Raw genomic sequence first — 19172 nt, forward strand, 5'->3', positions numbered from 1 at the left:
CACGCCATACTGAGCGCATGACGACCTCGGCGCAGCAGTTCCTCGACGCGGTGCTCGATCCCGGGACGTTCCTCTCGTGGGATCGGGCACCGCTCGTCGTCGCGGCGGACGAGCAGTACCTCGCCGACCTCGAGCGCGCACGAACCCGGAGCGGAGTGGACGAGGCGGTCCTGACGGGTGCGGGCACCGTCGGCGGGCGGCACGTCGCCGTGGTGGTGTGCGAGTTCGCGTTCCTCGCCGGATCCATCGGTGTGGCCGCGGCGGAGCGCATCACCCTGGCCGTGGAACGGGCCACGGCGGAGGGGCTTCCGCTGATCGCGTCCCCCACTTCCGGCGGCACGCGCATGCAGGAGGGCACCGCGGCGTTCGTGCAGATGGTGAAGATCGCCGCGGCGGTGACCCTGCACAAGGACGTCGGCCTGCCCTACCTCGTCCATCTCCGGCACCCCACGACGGGCGGCGTGTTCGCGTCGTGGGGATCGCTCGGCCACGTCACGTTCGCCGAACCCGGTGCCCTCATCGGGTTCCTCGGACCGCGGGTCTACCAGGCCCTCTACGGCCAGGACTTCCCCGAGGGCGTGCAGACGGCCGAGAACCTGTTCCGCTGCGGCGTGATCGACGCGGTCGTCCCTCCCGCCGATGTCCGCGGCGTCCTCGAACGGGCCCTGGTGGTTCTGCAGGACGAGCCGGAGGCGACCCCCGAGTACGCGGAACCGTCCGACGAGGGTGCGGACACCTCCGTGTCGGCATGGCACTCGGTCCTGCTGAGTCGCCGCGACGACCGCCCCGGTGTGCGAGAGCTGCTGGCGGCGAACGTCTCTCATCACATCCCGCTGAGCGGCACGGGGCGCGGCGACTTCGACTCCACCGTGACCCTGTCCCTCATCCGATTCCGCGGACGATCGTGCGTCCTGTTCGGGCAGGATCGCACCGGGCAGACGCCGGAGAACACCATGGGTCCGGGCGCTCTCCGAGAAGCGTTGCGCGGCATGCGCCTCGCGGAGCAACTGGGCCTGCCGCTGGTCCTGGTGATCGACACGCTCGGCGCATCGCTCTCACGCGAGGCCGAGGAGCACGGGTTGGCTCCCGGAATCGCGCGCTGCATCTCGACGCTGATCACCCTCCGCACTCCCACCGTGTCGGTCCTGCTGGGGCAGGGCACCGGCGGCGGCGCGCTCGCACTGCTGCCCGCCGACCGCGTCGTGGCCGCGCAGCACGCCTGGCTGGCGCCGCTCCCGCCGGAAGGGGCGAGTGCCATCGTGCACCGCGACACCGCACACGCGCCCGCGATGGCCGAGGCGCAGGGCATCCGGCCCGTCGACCTCCGGTCGGCCCGGATCGTCGACACCATCGTGCCCGAGGACCCGGATGCCGCCGACGAACCGCACCGGTTCATGGGTCGCCTGGGGACCGCGATCGCCCGCGAACTCGACACCGTCACCGCCCTCGACCCGGGCGTCCGGCAGTCCGAGCGACTGCGTCGGTTCAGGACGCTGGGGCAGTAGCCTTCGCGCGGTGCCGCCGGACCGCGTCGCGGTTGGAACAGGCTGTGCCGCAGTACCGTTGGCGACCGGTACGGGAGAAGTCGGCGTAGACACGGTCGCAGTCGTCCGCCGAACACCGACCGAGACGGTGCATGCCGCGGCCCACCAGATGCAGCGCGGTACCGACGCTCACCAGCGCGCGCACGACGTCCGCGAGCGGCAGATCCGGATCCCGGTAGTGCAGGTGCCAGCCGTCGTCGGCGTGGTTCGTCAACCTCGGGTATGCCGAGGTCTGCGCGAGCAACGCGTTCAGTGCGAGCGCCCGTTGCTCGTGCGTCGGCGCGTCGACCACGCCGAGCCACTCCTCGAAGAACACCTCCGCCCGAGCCAGATCGGTGTGCATGGCCACCGTGTCGTCGGACATGCCCGCCTCGAGGCACCGACTCTCGAACTCCACCGCATCGGTCGGGGGCGAGTTCACGATGTCGACGGCCAGCCGGACCGCATATTCTCCGTAAGGGTTGAGGTGCACAAGACCATTACAGCAGACTCGTCGTCATGAGCACCGTGGAATGTCTGCATCGATGGACGGCCGAGTCCCGCCACCGCACCAGCGAGGGCACCGTCGTCTATCACCGGTGCCACTGCGGACGGCACCGCGTCACCCGGGAGACCCCGGTCCAGGAAGCGGTCGGGATCAGCTCCCCGACGTACCGGCCATGACGGGAACCATCACCGCCACGGTGACCGCGGTGTAGACGTCCTGCACCGCCTTGCGCACGGCATCGCTCGCCCACTCCCCCTGCGCGATGTCCTTGGCACGGTTCTTCACCGCGCGCTTGTCCGCATCGGGAAAGACCTTGTGCGTCGCGTCGATCGCCGACAGCAACGCCACCACCGCGGACGTCCGCGCATCGGGATCGAGACCGTCGATCAGGACGGAGTGCAGCGTCTCGCGGACCCGGTCCTCGTGCGACGAATCGAGCGTCGGCCACGTGGTGGTGGGGAACAGCCCCAGGACCTTGCCCTTCTCCTCGCCGACGAACCCACGCTCGACGACGCGGGCGACCACCTGCTCGCGAATGTCCTTGTGCAACTTCTCGACGGCCGATTTCGGCGTCATCGGACGTTTGGCCGTCTCGATCGCCTCAACGGCCCGCTCGAGTATCGGATCCGACACCGTTCGAGCGCCGGACACCGCGAGCCGGCCCTTCTTCGTCGTCTCGTTGTCGCCGGCCACCGACACGGTGCCGTCCATCGCGAGCTCGAGGATCACCGCGCCGGCGAGCACCCGCGGCAGCTTGGTGCTGTCGACGACGGGCTTGCCCGTTCCGTCGTCCAGCAGAAGAAGCAGCAGATCCTCGGCAATCAGGGTCATGTCTCGACCTTACGGAAGTGCGGCCGAGATTACAGTCGGCTCATGACCGAATCGGGCGCCTACCGCCAGGCCTACGACGCCGCTGCCGCCGACCCCGACGCCTTCTGGCTCGAGGCGGCGCGGGCGATCGACTGGGACGTCGCGCCGACCATCGCCCTGGACTCGTCGAACGCACCCTTCCACCGCTGGTTCCCGGACGGTCGACTGAACACGTGCGTCAACGCGCTCGACCGCCACGTCGCGGCCGGTGCCGGCGATCGGACCGCGCTGATCCACGATTCCGCCATGACGGGCGCTCGCGTGTCGTTCACCTACTCCGAACTCCTCGACCGGGTGTCCCGCTTCGCGGGGGCGCTCGCCGCTCGCGGCGTCGGTGCGGGTGATCGCGTCGTGCTCTACATGCCGATGATCCCGGAGGCCGTCGTCGCGATGCTCGCCTGTGCGCGCCTCGGTGCGGTCCACTCCGTGGTGTTCGGCGGGTTCGCCGCGAAGGAACTGGCCGCGCGCATCGACGACGCGGATCCCGTCGCGATCGTGACCGCCACGGGTGGTCTCGAACCCGGACGCACCGTCGACTACGTGACACCCGTCGCCGCGGCCCTCGCCATGTCGACGTCGTCCCCGCGTGCGGTCTTCCTCACGCGCCGACCGGAGATCGACATCGAGGCGCCTGGCGACTGGCTGGACTTCCATCGGGAACTCGACGCCGCGACCCCCGCGGATCCCGTGTCGGTCGCGGCGACCGATCCGCTCTACATCCTCTACACGTCGGGCACCACCGGGAAGCCGAAGGGCGTCGTCCGGGACAACGGCGGACACGCCGTCGCGCTGCGCTGGTCGATGACCAACATCTACGACGTCGGACCCGGCCAGGTCATGTGGACCGCCTCGGACGTGGGCTGGGTGGTCGGCCACAGCTACATCGTCTACGGCCCGTTGCTGGCCGGAGCGACGACGGTGCTGTACGAGGGCAAGCCCGTCGGCACCCCCGACGCGGGCGCGTTCTGGCGAGTGATCGAGGACTACGGGGTGCGTGCGCTGTTCACGGCGCCCACGGCACTGCGCGCCGTACGCAAGGTCGATCCGGAGGCCGCGCTGCTGCGCGATCACGACGTGTCGTCCCTGGAAACCCTGTTCGTCGCCGGCGAGCGCCTGGATCCGGACACCTTCGCGTGGGCGTCCCGCATCCTGGACCGACCGGTGGTCGATCACTGGTGGCAGACCGAGACGGGGTGGGCGATCTGCGCGAATCTCCGCGGGCTGGAACCGATGCCGCTGAAGTCGGGCTCACCGACGGTGCCGGTGCCCGGGTTCCACGTCGGCATCGTCGACGGCTCGGGGGCCGAGGTACCCGCCGGCACCGAGGGCAACATCGTGCTCGAACTCCCCCTGCCGCCCGGCACACTCGCCGGCCTCTGGCAGGACGACGACCGGTTCCTGTCGTCGTATCTCGCCGCGTTCGACGGGTACTACCTCACCGGTGATTCGGGCTACGTCGACGAGGACGGCTACGTCTACGTCCTGGGGCGCACCGACGACGTCATCAACGTCGCGGGGCACCGATTGTCGACGGGCAGTATCGAAGCCGTCGTCGGCGCCCACCCGGCCGTCGCCGAGTGCGCCGTGATCGGCATCCACGACGAGACGAAGGGTCAACGCCCCAGCGCCTACGTCGTGCTCAAGACCGGCGTGGACATCGACGACGACACCCTGCGCTCCGAACTCGTCGCGGCCGTTCGCGAGGACATCGGCGCCGTTGCCACGTTCCGTGACGTGACCGTCGTACAGGCGTTGCCCAAGACACGCTCGGGCAAGATCCTGCGCAAGACGATGCGCCAGATGGTCGACGGCGACGAGGTGGTGGTGCCGTCGACCATCGAGGACGCGTCCGTGCTCGACGCCCTGGCCGCCCTCTTCAGGCCCTGAACGGACCGCACAGTCAAGACTTGAGCGCGCCGAAGCGTCGGAGCGCTTCCTCCCGCTCGTGCTTGTGGTCGACGATCGGCTCGGGATAGTCCTCCGGCCGTCCGTTCTTCAGAGCGTGCACGGCTTTACCCTCGACACCGCGGAGCTCGGGAACCCAGCGACGCACGTAGTCGCCGTTCGGGTCGAACTTCTCGCCCTGCGTCGTGGGGTTGAACACCCGGAAGTACGGCGACGCATCGGTTCCCGTGCCCGCGGTCCACTGCCACCCGTGCTGGTTGCTGGCGATGTCGCCGTCCATCAGGTGCTGCAGGAAGAAGCGTGCACCCCGCCACCACGGCAGGTGCAGGTCCTTCACCAGGAAGGATGCGACGATCATCCGCACCCTGTTGTGCATCCAGTTCTCCGAGACCAGTTGGCGCATGCCCGCGTCGACGATGGGGAAGCCCGTCGTGCCGTCGCACCACGCCTGGAAGAGCTCGTCCGCGTGCGGCCCGGAGTCGAGCTCGATCTTGTCGAACCTCTTGTCGTAGTTCTCCCGAGCGCTGTCCGGTCGGCGAAAGAGGATGTCGGCGTAGAAGTCTCGGAAGCACAACTCGCGTCGGTATGCCTCCGAGCCGTCGTTCTTCAGTGAGGCCAGATCGGCCAGCATGGTGCGCGGATGGATGGTCCCGTACTTCAGGTGCACCGACATCCGGCTGGTGCTGTCCTTGTCTGGACGGTTGCGCTCGTCGTCGTACCCGGTCGCACGGTCGTCGCGGAAGTCCGCCCACGAGGACAGCGCCGCCTGCTCGCCGGCCTCGACGTCCGCACGGGTCTTCTCCGTCGGAATGGTCACTCGCTTGCGGCCGCCCGACACGTCGTCCGGATCGATCCACGACGCCGACGACGCGGAGGTGTCGGCGGGGCCGCGCCAGCCGTGGTCCTGCCAGCGGCGGTAGAACGGCGTGAAGACCTTGAAACCCTCGCCGTCGTCCTTGACGATGCGGCCGGGCGACACCGCGTACGGCGACCCCGTCCGCACCAGGTCGACCTTCTCGGCGACGGCGTCGTCGCGGCGTCGACCGTACGGACCGTAGTCCTCGCTCACGTGCACGGCGTCCGCTCCCACGGCCTTCGCCACGGCCGGAACCGCGGCCACCGGATCGCCCTTCACCACCATCAGGCGGCCGCCGAGCTGGTCGTCCAGCGCTGTCAACGACCGGAACAGCACGTCGCGGCGCGCGGCACCCGACGGGCCGAGGAGGTGATCGTCGAGCACGAACAGCGCCAGCACGTCCCGGCCGTCCTCCGCGGCGTGGGCCAGTGCCGGGTGGTCACCGAGGCGCAGGTCGCGGCGGAACCACAGGACGGAGGGTGCAGAAGAGCTCATGACAGACGTTCGTACCCGTTCCGCGCCCCGGCCGAACGTCAGGGTCCGGTGAAGGCCGGCTCGGCCGGAAGCACCTGCGTCTGGATCTGCGCGTCCACCAGGCCGGCGATGGCGGTGGGCGCGGTACGCAGCGGGCCGAGCGGATCGGTTCCGGGCGGGGTGAGTTGGAGACAACTCTGCGTGCCCACCCTCGACTCGACGGCCGGGCCGTCGTTGTCCAACGCGTCGGCCAGCATCGCGATCGCCGTGGCGTCCGACGGAAGCAGGACGTGGGAGACGTACTTCAGGGGGCAGACGTCCTGGATCACCAGGTTCGACGCCCCGGCCATCGCGCCGGCGGCCGGGGCCGGTCGCACCAGCTCGTCGAACGCCGTCGAGATCGTGGTGGCCGACGTGCCCGCCGGGAACGGCGTCGGCGTCAGTGCGGCCATGAAGTCGGAACCCTCCGAGAACTGCCAGATGGGCGCCGCACAGCCGCCCAGCGCCGCGCACACCGCATCGGTGTCCTGCGGAGCACCCACTGGAGCGAGCCCGACCACGTCGTCCACCACCGCGGCGACCTCGGGATCGGACTTCACCGCCCACGCGGCGAGAGTTCCGCCCTGGCTGTGGCCGACCAGATCGACCGGGCCACCGCGGGTGCTCGCGGTGCGCAGCACGGCGTCCACGACGAAGCGGGTGCTGATCTGCACGTCGACCGTCGCGCGCCGAGGCAGTTCCACCGTGCAGAACGGTCGACCGGTCTGCGTGAGCCACGGTTCGAGCACCGCGCCGAAGTCCTCGGCACTGTTCGTCCAGGTGCCGTGCACCAACACCACAGGGTCCTCCGCCGCACCCGCGACGTCGCCGCTGCACGCGTAGGTGGAGCCGACGGCCGGGTCGGCGGGCGCTGCGACGGCCGTGACGGCGCTGACCACCACCGTCGCCGCCACCGCGGTCAGGACCAACCCGACTCGCACCGGTAGCGCGAACAACGACCCTGCATTCCACCCTGACGATCCTGATCCCGACGACCCCATGCCGCATCACCCCCGACGGGGAAGCTACCGCCCGCCGGAGGTGGTGCCGCACGGAAAACGGACATTCGGCACGCCTCGAGTGAATGTCACCAGCGCGCCGCGTGCATCACAGGACGAACAACATCTCCTGGTAGGTCGGCAGCGGCCACAGGTCGTCGGCGACGATGTCCTCGAGCTGATCGGCCGCCGCCCGCACCTCCGCCATGGCCGGGAGGAGTGCGTCCCTGGCGTGGGTGGCCTCGCCGAGCGCGTCGTGCCCGGTGTCGGCGTCCAGCGCGCCCTTCAGCGTCGCCAGCCCGGCCCGCAGAGCCGCGAGCGGCACGGACACGGTGTCCAGCGGCGCCCTGTCGATCTCCACGCCCACCGCCTGCAGCGCGGCCAGGTTCTGGGCGACCTCCGTCTGGTACCGCACTGCTGCCGGCAGCACGATGGTGGTGCCCATCTCGAGCGTCAACCGAGCCTCCACACCGATGGTGAGTGCGTACTGCTCGAGCCCGATCTCGTAGCGGCTGTGCATCTCTCGCGAGTTGAACACGTCGTACTTCGAGAAGAGGGCCAGCGCCTCGTCGGTGATGAGCTCCGGTAACGCGTCGAGCGTCGTGCGCAAGTTGGCGAGACCCCGCGCCTCCGCCTCGATGGGCCAGTTCTCCGAGTACCCGTCACCGTTGAAGACCACGGCCCCGTGGTCGGTGATGATCTGCGTCAACAGATTCTGGACCGCAGTGTCGAAGTCGACCCCGTCCGCGACGGCCGTCTCGAGCTCGGTGGCCATGTGGTCGAGCGACTCGGCCATGATCGTGTTGATGACGACCATCGGCTCGTTCACCGTCTGCATCGACCCCGGAGCGCGGAACTCGAATCGGTTGCCGGTGAACGCGAACGGGCTCGTACGGTTGCGGTCGCCCGGATCGGTGGGCAGCACGGGTAGCGTGTCCGCCCCGATCATCATGGTGCCCTTGCCCTTCGAGGACGTCGCCGCGCCCTTGGCGATCTGGTCGAAGACGTCGGCGAGCTGGTCACCCAGGAAGATCGAGATGATGGCCGGCGGAGCCTCGTTCGCGCCGAGTAGGTGATCGTTCGTGGCCGACGCCACCGATGCGCGCAGCAGCCCGGCGTACTTGTGCACCGCGCGGATCACCGCAGCACAGAAGACGAGGAACTGTGCGTTGTCGTGCGGGGTGTCCCCCGGGACCAGGAGGCTGCCGAGCTCGGAGTTGCCCAACGAGAAGTTGACGTGCTTACCCGACCCGTTGACGCCCTCGAACGGCTTCTCGTGGAACAGGATCTCCATGCCGTGCTTCTTGGCGATGGTCTTGAACGTCGTCATGAGCAGTTGCTGGTGATCCGCGGCGATGTTGCCGCGTTCGAACATCGGCGCGATCTCGAACTGTCCGGGCGCCACCTCGTTGTGCCGGGTCTTGGCCGGGATGCCGAGCTTGAACAGTTCGCGCTCGGTGTCCATCATGAAGCCCAGGACGCGTTCGGGAATCGCGCCGAAATAGTGGTCGTCGAACTCCTGACCCTTGGGCGGCTTCGCACCGAACAGGGTGCGCCCCGCGTTGAGCAGATCCGGACGCGCCAGGAAGAAGTGCCGGTCGACGAGGAAGTACTCCTGCTCCGGTCCGCAGAAGGACACGACGTGCTCGGGATCCTCGTGTCCGAAGAGCGTCAGGATGCGCTCGGCGTGCCGGCCCATCGCCTGCTGGGAGCGCAGCAGACCCGTCTTGTGGTCCAGTGCCTCACCGGTCATCGACACGAACACCGTCGGGATGCACAGCGTGTTGCCGTTCGGATTCTCGAGGACGTACGCCGGGCTGGTGACGTCCCACCCCGTGTAACCACGCGCCTCGAAGGTGTTGCGCAGACCGCCGTTCGGGAAACTCGACGCGTCGGGTTCGCCCTGGATCAGCGTCTTGCCGGCGAACTCCGCCAACGCGGAACCGTCCGACACCGGCTCGAGGAAACTGTCGTGCTTCTCCGCCGTCAGACCCGTCAGCGGGTAGAACACGTGCGCGTAGTGCGTCGCACCCTTCTCGATGGCCCAGTCCTTCATCGCGGACGCCACCGCGTCGGCCAACATCGGATCGAGCGGCGCACCGTGCTCGATCGTCTTCATCACCGACTTGTAGACCGATTTCGGCAGGCGCTTCGGCATCACCACACGGTTGAACACGTTCTCGCCGAAGACCTGACCCGGAGTCTCCGTGTCGGTGTAGCTGACGGCGGGAGGCTGGTACGCCTCGACCGCTCGCAGAGCCTGGAGACGGACCGTGTTCGCGCTCATCGTGATACCCCTTGCATGCTCGACCCCGACCGCGCTGGATGCACCGACGGCTTCGAGAGACGATAGAGACGCTCTGTTCCGGGAAGATTGCGCAGACGTGACCACCGCGATCGTTCCCGGCCCGGCCGGTTGTGTGCACTGATCCGCGGTGAGCGCGGATCACTGCACACAGGTCGACTCACGTGGCGCGGGGCGCATCCGCACACCACGGTCGTTCCGGCACAATCGACGGATGACCGCTCCGGACCAGCCCACCGTCCTCGTGGTGGACGACGACGTCGACGTGCTGGCCTCGATCGAGCGCGGACTGCGGCTGTCCGGGTTCACCGTGCTCACCGCTCGCGACGGCGCCGCCGCTCTCGACCTCGTCGGTGCGCAGGATCCGGACGTCGTGGTCCTGGACATGAACATGCCCGTCCTCGACGGCAACGGCGTGGTCACCGCGTTGCGCGCCCGCGGCAACGACGTCCCGGTGTGCGTCCTGAGCGCGCGCAGTTCCGTCGACGACCGCATCGCGGGCCTCGAGTCCGGCGCCGACGACTACCTGACCAAGCCGTTCGTCCTCGCCGAACTGGTGGCACGCATCAACGCGATGCTGCGCCGCCGCGGCACCATCGGTACCAGCGTCCCGGCCACTGCCGCCGTGGTGGTCGGGCCGCTGAGCCTCGACGAGCCGGGCCACCGCGCCACCATCGACGGGCGGCCCCTCGACCTCACGAAGCGCGAGTTCGAACTCCTCGCCGTCCTCGCGCACAACGCCGGAGTGGTGCTCAGCCGGGAGCGGCTCCTGGAACTGGTGTGGGGGTACGACTTCGTTGCCGACACCAACGTCGTCGACGTCTTCGTCGGGTACCTGCGCCGGAAGATGGAGAGCGGTGGGGTGCCACGGATCCTGCACACCGTCCGCGGCGTCGGCTTCGTCCTGCGCACGGCTTCATGAAGCTCCTCCGGCCTTCCCGGCGCATGACGACCGGCCTCCGGCCTTCCCGCCGCATGACGACCGGCCTCCGGCCTTCCCGGGTCTTCTCGCTGCGCGCCCGCGTGGCCGCCGCCACCGCCCTGGGCGCCCTCATCATCGTCTCGCTCGTCGGTTGGTACGTCGCAGCGGCCATCTCCCGCAACAACATCCTGCAGCTCGACCGTCGGCTCGAGACCGCGTCCGAGGTGGTGGTGCCGCGTGCGCAGACGTTCGAGATGTTCCTCGGGAGCCTGAGCAGGTCCGAGGCCTTCGCCATCACGATCAGGCAGACCGATCAGGTGCGGGCCAGTACTCAGCCGCAGCTCCCCGCGATGCCGCTCGGTTCGGCGACCGCCGACGTCGACGGCACCCCGTTCCGCGTCTACACCGCCGCGGTGCCGGACCGGACGGACGTCACCGTGTCCATCGCGGTGCCGTTGTCGGAGGCGCAGGACATCACGGACGACCAGCAGCGGCAGGTGCTGCAGGCCGGCGCTCTGGCGGTCGGCGCGTCGACGGCACTCGGCTGGATCCTCGGCGGACGGGCAGTTCGCCCGTTGATGAGGCTCACGCACGACGTCGCGAAGGACCCGCCGACACCACCCCGCAAGTCGACGGGTGTGCGGGAGGCGGACGCCCTCGCGGCCGCCGTCGGCGACATGCTGCAGCGAGTGTCGGACGCCCAGTCGCGCACCGAGAGCGCCCTCGAGACGGCCCGCGACTTCGCCGCCGTGTCAGCGCACGAGCTGCGGACGCCGCTGACCGCCATGCGTACCGACATCGAGGTGCTGCGCACGCTCGATCTCTCGGCCGAGCAGCGGCAGGAGATCCTCGACGACCTGCAGCGCACGCAGGGCCGGGTGGAATCGACTCTCGCCGCGCTGGAACGGCTGGCCACCGGAGAGCTGACCACCGACGCGGACCGGGTGAGTGTGGACGTCGTGGAGGTCGCCGACCTCGTCGCACGGGACGCCGCGCGGACGTTGCCGGAGACGCGGGTGCGGGTGGAGGCCGACGGGCCGGTGTCCGCCCTGGGCCATCCCACGGGACTACGGTTGGCGCTCGACAACGCCGTGCTCAATGCCGTGCGTCACGGCGGCGCGACGACCGTGGTGATCAGCGTGGCGCGCACGGCGGAGGGTGCGCGAATCAGCGTGGACGACAACGGGTCCGGCGTCCCGGAGGACGAGCGGGAACGTGTCTTCGGACGCTTCGAGCGCGGATCACGGGCCGCGGCGGGCGGATCCGGACTCGGGCTCGCACTGGTCGCCCAGCAGGCTCACCTGCACGGTGGAACGGTGCATCTGGAGGCGAGCCCGCTGGGCGGTGCGAGGTTGGTGCTCGACGTGGCGTGAGCCCGTCGAATCTGCGGAGCAGAGGTCAGGCGTTCAGCAGATCGATGACGAAGACGAGCGTCTTGCCCGACAGCCGATGTCCGGCGCCTGCGGGGCCGTAGGCGAGCTCCGGCGGGATGGTGAGCTGACGGCGTCCGCCGACCTTCATGCCGGGAATGCCGTCCTGCCAGCCCTGGATGAGGCCGCGCAGCGGGAAGGTGATGGACTCGCCGCGGTTCCAGGACGAGTCGAACTCCTCGCCGCTCTCGAACTCGACGCCCACGTAGTGGACCTCGACGGTGCCGCCGGGAACGGCTTCCGCGCCGTCACCGACCGTGATGTCCTGGACCACGAGGTCGGTAGGAGGGGGGCCGGCCTGGAACTCGATCTCGGGCTTGGTCACGATGAACTCCTGTAGTCGACTGATACCGAACGACGATGTCCTGTACCGATCGACTGTAACGTGACTGCGCTCAGCCTATCGGGGACGGCATGGCGACGGTGCGGTAAGCGCAGGTCAGAGTCCGATCGGTCGCCGGGTCGCGCAGCTCGACCTTCCACGCGCTCGCGAACTGGTCCACCCCCGGAACCATCGACACCGTGCCGGACATCAGCACCGTGCCCGCCCGGAAGAGCCCCCGCTCGGTGAGGACGTCGAGCCAGTGATCGGGCGAGAGCAGATCGCCCAGAGTGCCGTCCTGGATCAGGGTCTCGTCGTCTCCGACCCGGGCGCGCAGCGTGATGTCGTCGAGGCGGTCGGCCACCTCCGCGAGCCGCCAGGCCCCGGTGCCGAGCACGTCGGGTGAGGCGTTCTTGCTCCACGCGACGCTGTGCACCTCGAGATCGCGATCGGTGTGGTCGCACGCGACGGTCAGCAGCACGTCGTCGCGGGTGGGACCCGTGATCACCAGTGCCCACTCCGCCTCGCCCGAGGTGTGTCCGTGCTGGACGTGCACCTCGGAGGTCTGCTGTGCCAGGTAGGGCGAGATGGGGTACATCGCCGGAATGGTGGTCGGTGCGGGAACGCCGAGCTCGGCCAGTTCGGCGATGTGGGACGCGACCTCGACCTGGTCACGGCCCGCGTACCCGGCGTTCAGGAGTGTGGTCACGGTGACCGACTCGGTGGAACCGTCGGGGAGTTCGAAGGTCAGTGTCGTCATCATTTCTCCTGTTACTTCTCTGTTTCGGAAGCGCTCGAGGGGTTGCGCATACGTCTTGTATACAGCAAGTATATGAACCACGACACCCGAAAGGACATCCCATGGACGGCACGACACCCGACGGCCGAGGGGCGGTGCGTCCCGACCGGACTGCGCTGACCAAGGCTTTCGCTGCCAGCCTGACCGGTACGGCACTGGAGTGGTACGACTTCGCCGTCTACTCCGCGTCGGCCGCACTGATCTTCCCCATCATCTTCTTCCCGGAGAGCGACCCGTTGACGGGAACGCTGCTCGCGTTCTCGACCTACGCCGTGGGGTACGTCGCGCGACCCATCGGCGGATTCGTCTTCGGCCGCCTCGGCGACGTCATCGGACGCAAACAGCTGCTCGTCATCACGTTGTTGCTCATCGGCGTCACGACGTTCCTCATCGGACTGCTGCCGGGCTACGCGACCATCGGCGTCGCGGCGCCGATCATCCTGGTGGCGTTGCGGTTCGCGCAGGGCGTCGCCGTCGGCGGCGAGTGGGGCGGTGCCGTCCTGCTCTCGAGTGAGTACGGCAATCCGCGCAAGCGTGGATTCTGGTCGTCCGCGGCGCAGATCGGCCCGCCCGCCGGCAACCTGATGGCCAACGGCGCTCTCGCGGCCCTGACCTTCGCCCTCACCGAGGAGCAGTTCGAGTCGTGGGGCTGGCGCGTGGCATTCCTGCTGTCGGCCGTGCTGGTCGGCTTCGGACTGTGGATCCGCCTGAAGCTCGAGGACACCCCGGTGTTCAAGGCGCTGCAGGAGAGCGGCGACCGACCCGCGGCACCGATCACCGAGGTGTTCCGCGAGCAGCGCCGCCCCCTGGTCGCCGCGATCCTCTCGCGCATCGCGCCCGACGTCATCTACGCCCTCTTCACCGTCTTCTCCATCACCTACGGCGTGCAGAAGCTCGGCTTCGTGCGCAGCGAGGTGCTCACAGCCATCCTCATCGGCTCGGCGTTCCAGCTGGCCACCATCCCGCTGGCGGGCGCCCTGTCCGACATCGTGAACCGGCGACTGCTCTACGCCGTCGCGGCCGTGGGCGGCGTCGCGTGGGTGGCCGTCTTCTTCCTCCTCATCGGCGGCAGCTCGTTCGGCATGCTCGTCCTGGGTGTCGTGGTCGGACTGACGTTCCACTCGTTCATGTACGGGCCGCAGGCCGCGTTCGTGACGGAGCAGTTCTCCCTGCGCCTGCGCTCCACCGGCGCGTCGCTGGCGTACACGATCGCCGGCGTCTTCGGCGGCGCGATCGCTCCCCTGATGTTCACGTTCCTGCTCGACCGCACCGACAGCTGGGTGCCCGTCTTCGTCTACATCATGGCGATGGGTGTGCTCACCGTCCTCGGCCTGGCACTCGGCCGTGGTCCCGATCCTGCGGAGGAGGCGAGCTACGTCGCGCAGAACCTCGGCGCCGAGCAGCTCTCGGCGCGGGAGAGCTAGCCGCGCAGCAGGATTCGCATGGTGACGTCCAGGTGTGCATCGATCTGCGCGGACGCCGCGGCCAGATCCCCCGAGGCCAACGCGTCGACGATCGCGCGATGCTCGGTGCACACCTGGCGCTTGCGGTCGGGAGCGCCGAACAGCGCGGACAACCCGGCACGCAACTGCCGCGCCCGCAGCCCGGCGTACGTCCGGGACAGCAACTCGCTGCCTGCGGAGTCGATCAGTTCCTGGTGGAACGTCCCGTCGAGGTCGATGAAGGTTCGAGCGTGATCCTCGGCGGCACCGGCAGCCAGGGCCTCCTGCGACTCCAGAGTGGCCGTCATCGCCGCGATGGGTACGTTCCCGGCGTCGATCGCCTTCTCCGCGGCGTGCCGTTCGAGCACGCCGCGCAGGTCCATCAGTTCACCGATCTGGCGCCCGGACATCGGCGGCACGTACGCGCCCCGCCCTCGCACCATCTCGATGAGACCCTCGGACACCAACAGCAGCAACGCTTCTCGGACCGGGGTGCGCGACACCCCGATCTGCGACGCCAGCTCGCCCTCGTTCAGGAACGTGCCCGTGAACGCCGGTTCGGACAGCACGCGGTCGCGGAGATAGACATAGGCGCGCTCGCGACCGGACTGTTCTTGCATACTGTGTGTATACCAGTCACGACCCTCGACACCCCGCACGCCGACGTCAGGAGCACCGCATGAGAATCAGCCTCGCCCAGATCACCGCGTCCCGCGATCCGAACGAGAACCTCGACCTGGTGCGCTCGTCCGTCCGTGACGCCGTGGACGCGGGCGCCCGGCTGTGCGTCCTTCCCGAGGCCACGATGCGCCGATTCGGCGGATCGATCGCCGACGTCGCCGAGCCGCTCGACGGCCCCTGGGCCACCGCGGTGCGCGAGATCGCCGACGACGCGGGCATCACCGTCGCGGCCGGCATGTTCACCCCGGCCGTCGGCGGTGACGAGCGGGTGCGCAACACCCTGCTGATCACCGGCGGGGGCGTCGAGGCGTCGTACGACAAGATCCACCTGTTCGACGCGTTCGGTTTCGCCGAGTCCGACACCGTCGCACCGGGAACCGAGCCGGTGGTCGTCGACATCGACGGCGTGGGTGTCGGCTTCGCGACGTGCTACGACATTCGCTTCCCCGGCCTCTTCCAGACCCTCGCGGACCGCGGCGCCCTGCTCACCGTCGTCGCCGCGTCGTGGGGCCGCGGCCCCGGCAAGGTGGATCAGTGGACACTGCTCGCCCGCGCCCGCGCACTGGACTCCACGACGTTCCTCGCGGCCTGCGGGCAGGCGGACCCCGCCGAGTCGGGTATCGAGATCTCCGGCTCGGCACCCGTGGGCGTCGGCAACTCGATGGTGGTGTCCCCCACCGGACACGTGCTCGACCAGCTCGGCGCGGCGCCCGGTCTGCTCACGCTCGACATCGACCCGAACGAGATCGACGCGGTGCGCCAGAACTTGCCGGTGTTGGCCAACCGGAAGTTCTGACGCACCGCGTCGGGGGTGTCGCGAGGGGCGGGCCGATCAGCGGCCGTCGATGCCCTCGTAGCCGCGCTCGGTGTAGCCCGTGTAGATCTGACGGGGGCGGCCGATCTTGGCGTTCGGGTCCTGGTGCATCTCCTGCCAGTGCGCGATCCACCCGGGCAGGCGGCCGAGGGCGAACAGCACCGTGAACATGCGCTCGGGGAAGCCCATGGCGCGGTAGATGAGACCCGTGTAGAAGTCGACGTTCGGGTACAGCTTGCGCTCGACGAAGTAGTCGTCGGACAGGGCGACCTCTTCGAGCTTCATCGCGATGTCGAGCAGCTCGTCGTTGGTGCCGAGCTTCTCGAGAATCGAGTGCGCCGTCTTGCGCACGATGGCCGCGCGCGGGTCGTAGTTCTTGTAGACACGGTGTCCGAAGCCCATGAGCTTGACACCGTCCTCCTTGTTCTTGACCCGCTTCAGGAAGTCGGCGCTGTCGCCGCCCTCACTCTGGATGCGGTAGAGCATCTCGAGGACGGCCTGGTTGGCGCCGCCGTGCAGCGGACCCCACAGTGCGTTGATGCCGCCGGAGATGGACGTGAAGAGGTTGGCGTCGGACGAGCCGACCAGGCGCACCGTCGACGTCGAGCAGTTCTGCTCGTGATCGGCGTGCAGGATGAGCAGCATGTCGAGCGCCTTGACCATCTCGGGATCGGCCTCGTAGGGCTCGGCCGGGAAACCGAAGGTCATGCGCAGGAAGTTCTCGACGTAGCTCTTCGAGTTGTCCGGGTACAGGAACGGCTGGCCCACCGACTTCTTGTACGCGTACGCGGCGATGGTCGGCAGCTTGGCCAGCAGACGGATCGTCGAGAGCTCGACCTGCTCGGGATCGTTCGGGTCGAGCGAGTCCTGGTAGTACGCGGACAGCGCGTTGACCGCGGACGAGACGACGGGCATCGGGTGGGCGTTGCGCGGGAAGCCGTCGAAGAAGCGCTTGAGGTCCTCGTGCAGCAGGGTGTGCCGACGGATGCGGTCGGTGAAGTTCTCCAACTCGACGGTGGTGGGCAGCTCCCCGTAGATCAGCAGGTAGCTGACCTCGAGGAACGACGACTTCTCGGCGAGCTGGTCGATCGGGTATCCGCGGTAGCGCAGGATGCCCTCGGCACCGTCGATGTACGTGATGGCGGACTTGGTGGAGGCCGTGTTGACGAACCCACCGTCCAGCGTCGTGTACCCGGTGTTCGCGAGCAGTTTGCCCAGCTCGATACCGTCGTTGCCTTCGGTCGCTCTCGCAATGGTCATCTCGTGTTCGCCGCCGGGATAGATCAGCTTGGCGGTGGCGGCGTTGTCGGCATTCTCAGCGGGCACGAAGGGTCCCTCTCGAGCTCGGTGTAACGGAACTTGTGGTGTCTCGATAAAACTAGTCGTCGCCGACCTCGTCCGCCCAGGGAGGGTCCGCCCCCGGTCGTGACACGGTGATGGCGGCTGCCTTCGCGGCGAACGTGAGAGCCGCCGTCCAGGCGTGTGAATCGAGTCGCAGAAGGTCCGCCGACGAGCGCACGCCGTGCTCCGTCAGGTGGTGGAGCATCGCTCCGTGGACGGTGTCGCCCGCACCGATGGTGTCCGCGACCTGCACCGACACACCGGGAACGACTGTCTCGCCGGCCGTGGTGACCACCGACAGCCCGTCCCCGCCGCGCGTGACGACGACGGCCGTCACGCCCGCGTCCAACCAGTCTCGGACGGTGGTGCCCTGCGGCCCCTCCCCCAGCCATCCCGCGTCCTCGACCGACACCTTGAGGATGTCGATCGACGGAAGCCAGGTACGGAACCGGGCGCGGTAACCGTCGCCGTCCGTCATCGCGGCCGGGCGGATGTTCGGATCGAGCATCGTCAGGACCCCGGCGTCGTGCACCCTCGCGAGCAGCGCCGCGTACACGCTCGCGCCCGGCTCGTAGAGCAGCGACAGCGTGCCGAACGACGCCGCGGTCACCGACTCGGGGATGGTCGCGGGCGCCTCGACGAGTCGGTCCGCGGTGCCGTCGGCATAGAACGAGTACTCGGCGGCGCCGTGCGCGTCGAGCACGGTCAGGGCGAGCGTGGTCAGCTCCGGCCCACGCTGGAGCAGGTCGAGTCCCACCTTCGACGCCTCCAGCCACGCCACCAGGTCGCGGCCGAACGGGTCGCGGGAGATGCGGGAGAGGAACTGCACGTCCGCACCGAGGCGGCCGAGCGCGACGGCGACGTTGAACGGGCCGCCGCCCAGCTTCGGCGTCAACGCGGGACCACCGCCCTGGCGATCCGGCACCAGATCGACCAGCGCCTCGCCGCACACGAGGATCGTCACGAGGCGCTCCCGTCGTCCGCCCGGATGCCCCAGCTCCCGGTCCAGGTCTCCCCCGGCTCCAGCACGATCAGCCCCACCCCTGAGTTCAGCGCGTCCGGTGGGCACGTCATCGGTTCGATCGCCAGGGCGCGGCCGCGGTCCGGGTAGGCCTGATCGTGCGCCGGATCCGCCGTGAACACCTGCACCCACGGGAAATTCGCGTCGGTCCACAGCACGGTGGCTGCGCTGTCCGGCGGCGTCAGGTACTGCCGTGCGATGCCGTCCGCGTCCGGGACGAGGGCACTGAACGGGGTGTCGAGCCAGACTCCGGCGAGGCTCCGCGCCGCAGCGAAGTCGAGGTCCGTGTCCTGCACGGGCACGGGGCCGCCGCTGGGCAGGTTGCGCTCGACGTCGAGCGGGAGACGCACACCCGCCGAGAGTCGGAGCGTGCACTCGTCCAGGGGCGCATCACCTGCGCGGACGAACGAGTGGACGCCCATGCCGAAGGGCGCGGTGCGGTCGCCGACGTTCGTGGCCGTGTGGGTGACGGTCAATCCGTCGTCGCCGAGGCTGTGCCGAGCTGTCAGCCGCAGCGCGAACGGCCATCCCGGTTCGCCGCCGATGTCGATGGTGTGGGTGATCGACGAGTCGGACCGCTCCGCGACGTCCCATTCCCGTCGGCGGACGAGTCCGTGACTCGCGTTGTTCCGGGCCGGTTCGGTGATCTCGAGCTGATGTGTCTCACCGTCGAACGTGAACCGGCCGTCGCGCGTGCGGTTGGGCCACGGTGCCAACACCAGCCCCGCCGACAACGGCGGCTTGACGGCGACCCGATCCCGACCGGCCTCCGGCCTGCCCGCGTCCCACGTCTCGGTCAACCGGCGGCCGGAGTGCTCGAGGGCACGTAGTCCCGCACCGGTGGCGGCGACGTCGGCTCTGTACGCACCGTGGCGCAGTGAATGGGACAGGGCGGATGGCGCGTCGTCGACCATGTCAGCAC

At 69.1% G+C, this 19172-nt stretch carries 17 protein-coding genes; 6 read left to right on the plus strand and 11 right to left on the minus strand.

All coding sequences use genetic code 11. The features are described 5' to 3' along the window. Positions 1-17 precede the first annotated feature (17 nt). The gene (locus HQ312_RS19555; protein ID WP_222640860.1) at positions 18-1505 is read left to right on the plus strand and encodes a carboxyl transferase domain-containing protein; all 1488 of its coding nucleotides are present in this window, start codon (positions 18-20) and stop codon (positions 1503-1505) included. Here HQ312_RS19555 and HQ312_RS19560 read toward each other — a convergent pair. Together HQ312_RS19560 and HQ312_RS19565 are read right to left on the minus strand one after the other, a co-directional pair. Beyond that, the gene (locus HQ312_RS19560; protein ID WP_027504199.1) at positions 1486-2016 is read right to left on the minus strand and encodes a CGNR zinc finger domain-containing protein; all 531 of its coding nucleotides are present in this window, start codon (positions 2014-2016) and stop codon (positions 1486-1488) included. The genes HQ312_RS19555 and HQ312_RS19560 overlap by 20 nt on opposite strands. Positions 2017-2181: 165 nt before the next feature. Continuing rightward, positions 2182-2862, minus strand: a complete 681-nt coding sequence (locus HQ312_RS19565; RefSeq protein WP_222640862.1) for a GPP34 family phosphoprotein — start codon at positions 2860-2862, stop codon at positions 2182-2184. Between the two features lie 42 nt (positions 2863-2904). On the opposite strand from HQ312_RS19565, the gene HQ312_RS19570 reads away from it, so the two are divergent. After that, positions 2905-4788: a propionyl-CoA synthetase gene (locus HQ312_RS19570; protein ID WP_222640864.1), complete on the plus strand. Its 1884-nt coding sequence runs from the start codon at positions 2905-2907 to the stop codon at positions 4786-4788. A 13-nt stretch (positions 4789-4801) separates the two neighbouring features. Here the strand turns inward: HQ312_RS19570 and HQ312_RS19575 are convergent, their stop codons facing one another. From HQ312_RS19575 to HQ312_RS19585, 3 genes are all read right to left on the minus strand, one after another. Next, on the minus strand, positions 4802-6157 hold the full coding sequence (locus HQ312_RS19575; protein ID WP_222640866.1) for a deoxyribodipyrimidine photo-lyase: 1356 nt from the start codon (positions 6155-6157) through the stop codon (positions 4802-4804). Positions 6158-6195: 38 nt separating this feature from the next. Continuing rightward, positions 6196-7131, minus strand: a complete 936-nt coding sequence (locus HQ312_RS19580) for a triacylglycerol lipase (protein WP_222640868.1) — start codon at positions 7129-7131, stop codon at positions 6196-6198. A 151-nt stretch (positions 7132-7282) separates the two neighbouring features. Further along, positions 7283-9460, minus strand: a complete 2178-nt coding sequence (locus tag HQ312_RS19585; RefSeq protein WP_222640877.1) for a glutamine synthetase III — start codon at positions 9458-9460, stop codon at positions 7283-7285. 232 nt (positions 9461-9692) lie between these two features. On the opposite strand from HQ312_RS19585, the gene HQ312_RS19590 reads away from it, so the two are divergent. Further along, the gene (locus HQ312_RS19590) at positions 9693-10400 is read left to right on the plus strand and encodes a response regulator transcription factor (protein ID WP_027504204.1); all 708 of its coding nucleotides are present in this window, start codon (positions 9693-9695) and stop codon (positions 10398-10400) included. A gap of 53 nt (positions 10401-10453) precedes the next feature. After that, positions 10454-11773: a sensor histidine kinase KdpD gene (locus tag HQ312_RS19595; protein ID WP_222640879.1), complete on the plus strand. Its 1320-nt coding sequence runs from the start codon at positions 10454-10456 to the stop codon at positions 11771-11773. Between the two features lie 25 nt (positions 11774-11798). Here HQ312_RS19595 and HQ312_RS19600 read toward each other — a convergent pair whose 3' ends face one another. Together HQ312_RS19600 and HQ312_RS19605 are read right to left on the minus strand one after the other, a co-directional pair. Next, positions 11799-12155 (minus strand): FKBP-type peptidyl-prolyl cis-trans isomerase, encoded by a 357-nt coding sequence (locus HQ312_RS19600; protein WP_027504206.1) that lies wholly within the window; start codon positions 12153-12155, stop codon positions 11799-11801. A 70-nt stretch (positions 12156-12225) separates the two neighbouring features. Further along, entirely contained in the window at positions 12226-12912 is a 687-nt protein-coding gene (locus HQ312_RS19605) for a DUF2848 domain-containing protein (RefSeq protein WP_222640881.1), read from the minus strand. Between the two features lie 101 nt (positions 12913-13013). On the opposite strand from HQ312_RS19605, the gene HQ312_RS19610 reads away from it, so the two are divergent. After that, positions 13014-14375, plus strand: coding sequence for an MFS transporter (locus HQ312_RS19610; RefSeq protein ID WP_222640883.1), 1362 nt, complete (start codon positions 13014-13016; stop codon positions 14373-14375). On the opposite strand, the gene HQ312_RS19615 is transcribed toward HQ312_RS19610, so the two are convergent. Beyond that, on the minus strand, positions 14372-15013 hold the full coding sequence (locus HQ312_RS19615) for a GntR family transcriptional regulator (RefSeq protein ID WP_027504209.1): 642 nt from the start codon (positions 15011-15013) through the stop codon (positions 14372-14374). The genes HQ312_RS19610 and HQ312_RS19615 overlap by 4 nt on opposite strands. A gap of 59 nt (positions 15014-15072) precedes the next feature. On the opposite strand from HQ312_RS19615, the gene HQ312_RS19620 reads away from it, so the two are divergent. Continuing rightward, positions 15073-15870 carry a carbon-nitrogen hydrolase family protein gene (locus HQ312_RS19620; protein WP_027504210.1) on the plus strand — a complete coding sequence of 266 codons (798 nt, stop codon included), beginning with the start codon at positions 15073-15075 and terminating at the stop codon, positions 15868-15870. A gap of 36 nt (positions 15871-15906) precedes the next feature. On the opposite strand, the gene HQ312_RS19625 is transcribed toward HQ312_RS19620, so the two are convergent. From HQ312_RS19625 to HQ312_RS19635, 3 genes are read right to left on the minus strand one after another with little or no spacing between them, the layout of a single operon-like run. Further along, complete coding sequence (locus HQ312_RS19625; RefSeq protein ID WP_037183979.1) at positions 15907-17214, minus strand: citrate synthase; 1308 nt, start codon at positions 17212-17214, stop codon at positions 15907-15909. A 52-nt stretch (positions 17215-17266) separates the two neighbouring features. Further along, positions 17267-18193: a carbohydrate kinase gene (locus tag HQ312_RS19630; protein ID WP_027504212.1), complete on the minus strand. Its 927-nt coding sequence runs from the start codon at positions 18191-18193 to the stop codon at positions 17267-17269. Further along, positions 18190-19164 carry an aldose 1-epimerase family protein gene (locus tag HQ312_RS19635; RefSeq protein ID WP_222627763.1) on the minus strand — a complete coding sequence of 325 codons (975 nt, stop codon included), beginning with the start codon at positions 19162-19164 and terminating at the stop codon, positions 18190-18192. The genes HQ312_RS19630 and HQ312_RS19635 overlap by 4 nt, the downstream gene beginning before the upstream one ends. Positions 19165-19172 lie beyond the last annotated feature (8 nt).

The organism is Rhodococcus sp. BP-316, from assembly GCF_019836105.1.
GTDB lineage: Bacteria > Actinomycetota > Actinomycetes > Mycobacteriales > Mycobacteriaceae > Rhodococcoides.

Excerpts from the sequence above, each read along its gene's own strand:
- HQ312_RS19555 (WP_222640860.1), top strand. The coding sequence starts at position 18 with ATGACGACCTCGGCGCAGCAGTTCCTCGACGCGGTGCTCGATCCCGGG.
- HQ312_RS19565 (WP_222640862.1), bottom strand. The coding sequence starts at position 2,862 with ATGACCCTGATTGCCGAGGATCTGCTGCTTCTTCTGCTGGACGACGGA.
- HQ312_RS19570 (WP_222640864.1), top strand. The coding sequence starts at position 2,905 with ATGACCGAATCGGGCGCCTACCGCCAGGCCTACGACGCCGCTGCCGCC.
- HQ312_RS19575 (WP_222640866.1), bottom strand. The coding sequence starts at position 6,157 with ATGAGCTCTTCTGCACCCTCCGTCCTGTGGTTCCGCCGCGACCTGCGC.
- HQ312_RS19585 (WP_222640877.1), bottom strand. The coding sequence starts at position 9,460 with ATGAGCGCGAACACGGTCCGTCTCCAGGCTCTGCGAGCGGTCGAGGCG.
- HQ312_RS19590 (WP_027504204.1), top strand. The coding sequence starts at position 9,693 with ATGACCGCTCCGGACCAGCCCACCGTCCTCGTGGTGGACGACGACGTC.
- HQ312_RS19595 (WP_222640879.1), top strand. The coding sequence starts at position 10,454 with ATGACGACCGGCCTCCGGCCTTCCCGGGTCTTCTCGCTGCGCGCCCGC.
- HQ312_RS19605 (WP_222640881.1), bottom strand. The coding sequence starts at position 12,912 with ATGACGACACTGACCTTCGAACTCCCCGACGGTTCCACCGAGTCGGTC.
- HQ312_RS19610 (WP_222640883.1), top strand. The coding sequence starts at position 13,014 with ATGGACGGCACGACACCCGACGGCCGAGGGGCGGTGCGTCCCGACCGG.
- HQ312_RS19615 (WP_027504209.1), bottom strand. The coding sequence starts at position 15,013 with ATGCAAGAACAGTCCGGTCGCGAGCGCGCCTATGTCTATCTCCGCGAC.
- HQ312_RS19620 (WP_027504210.1), top strand. The coding sequence starts at position 15,073 with ATGAGAATCAGCCTCGCCCAGATCACCGCGTCCCGCGATCCGAACGAG.
- HQ312_RS19635 (WP_222627763.1), bottom strand. The coding sequence starts at position 19,164 with ATGGTCGACGACGCGCCATCCGCCCTGTCCCATTCACTGCGCCACGGT.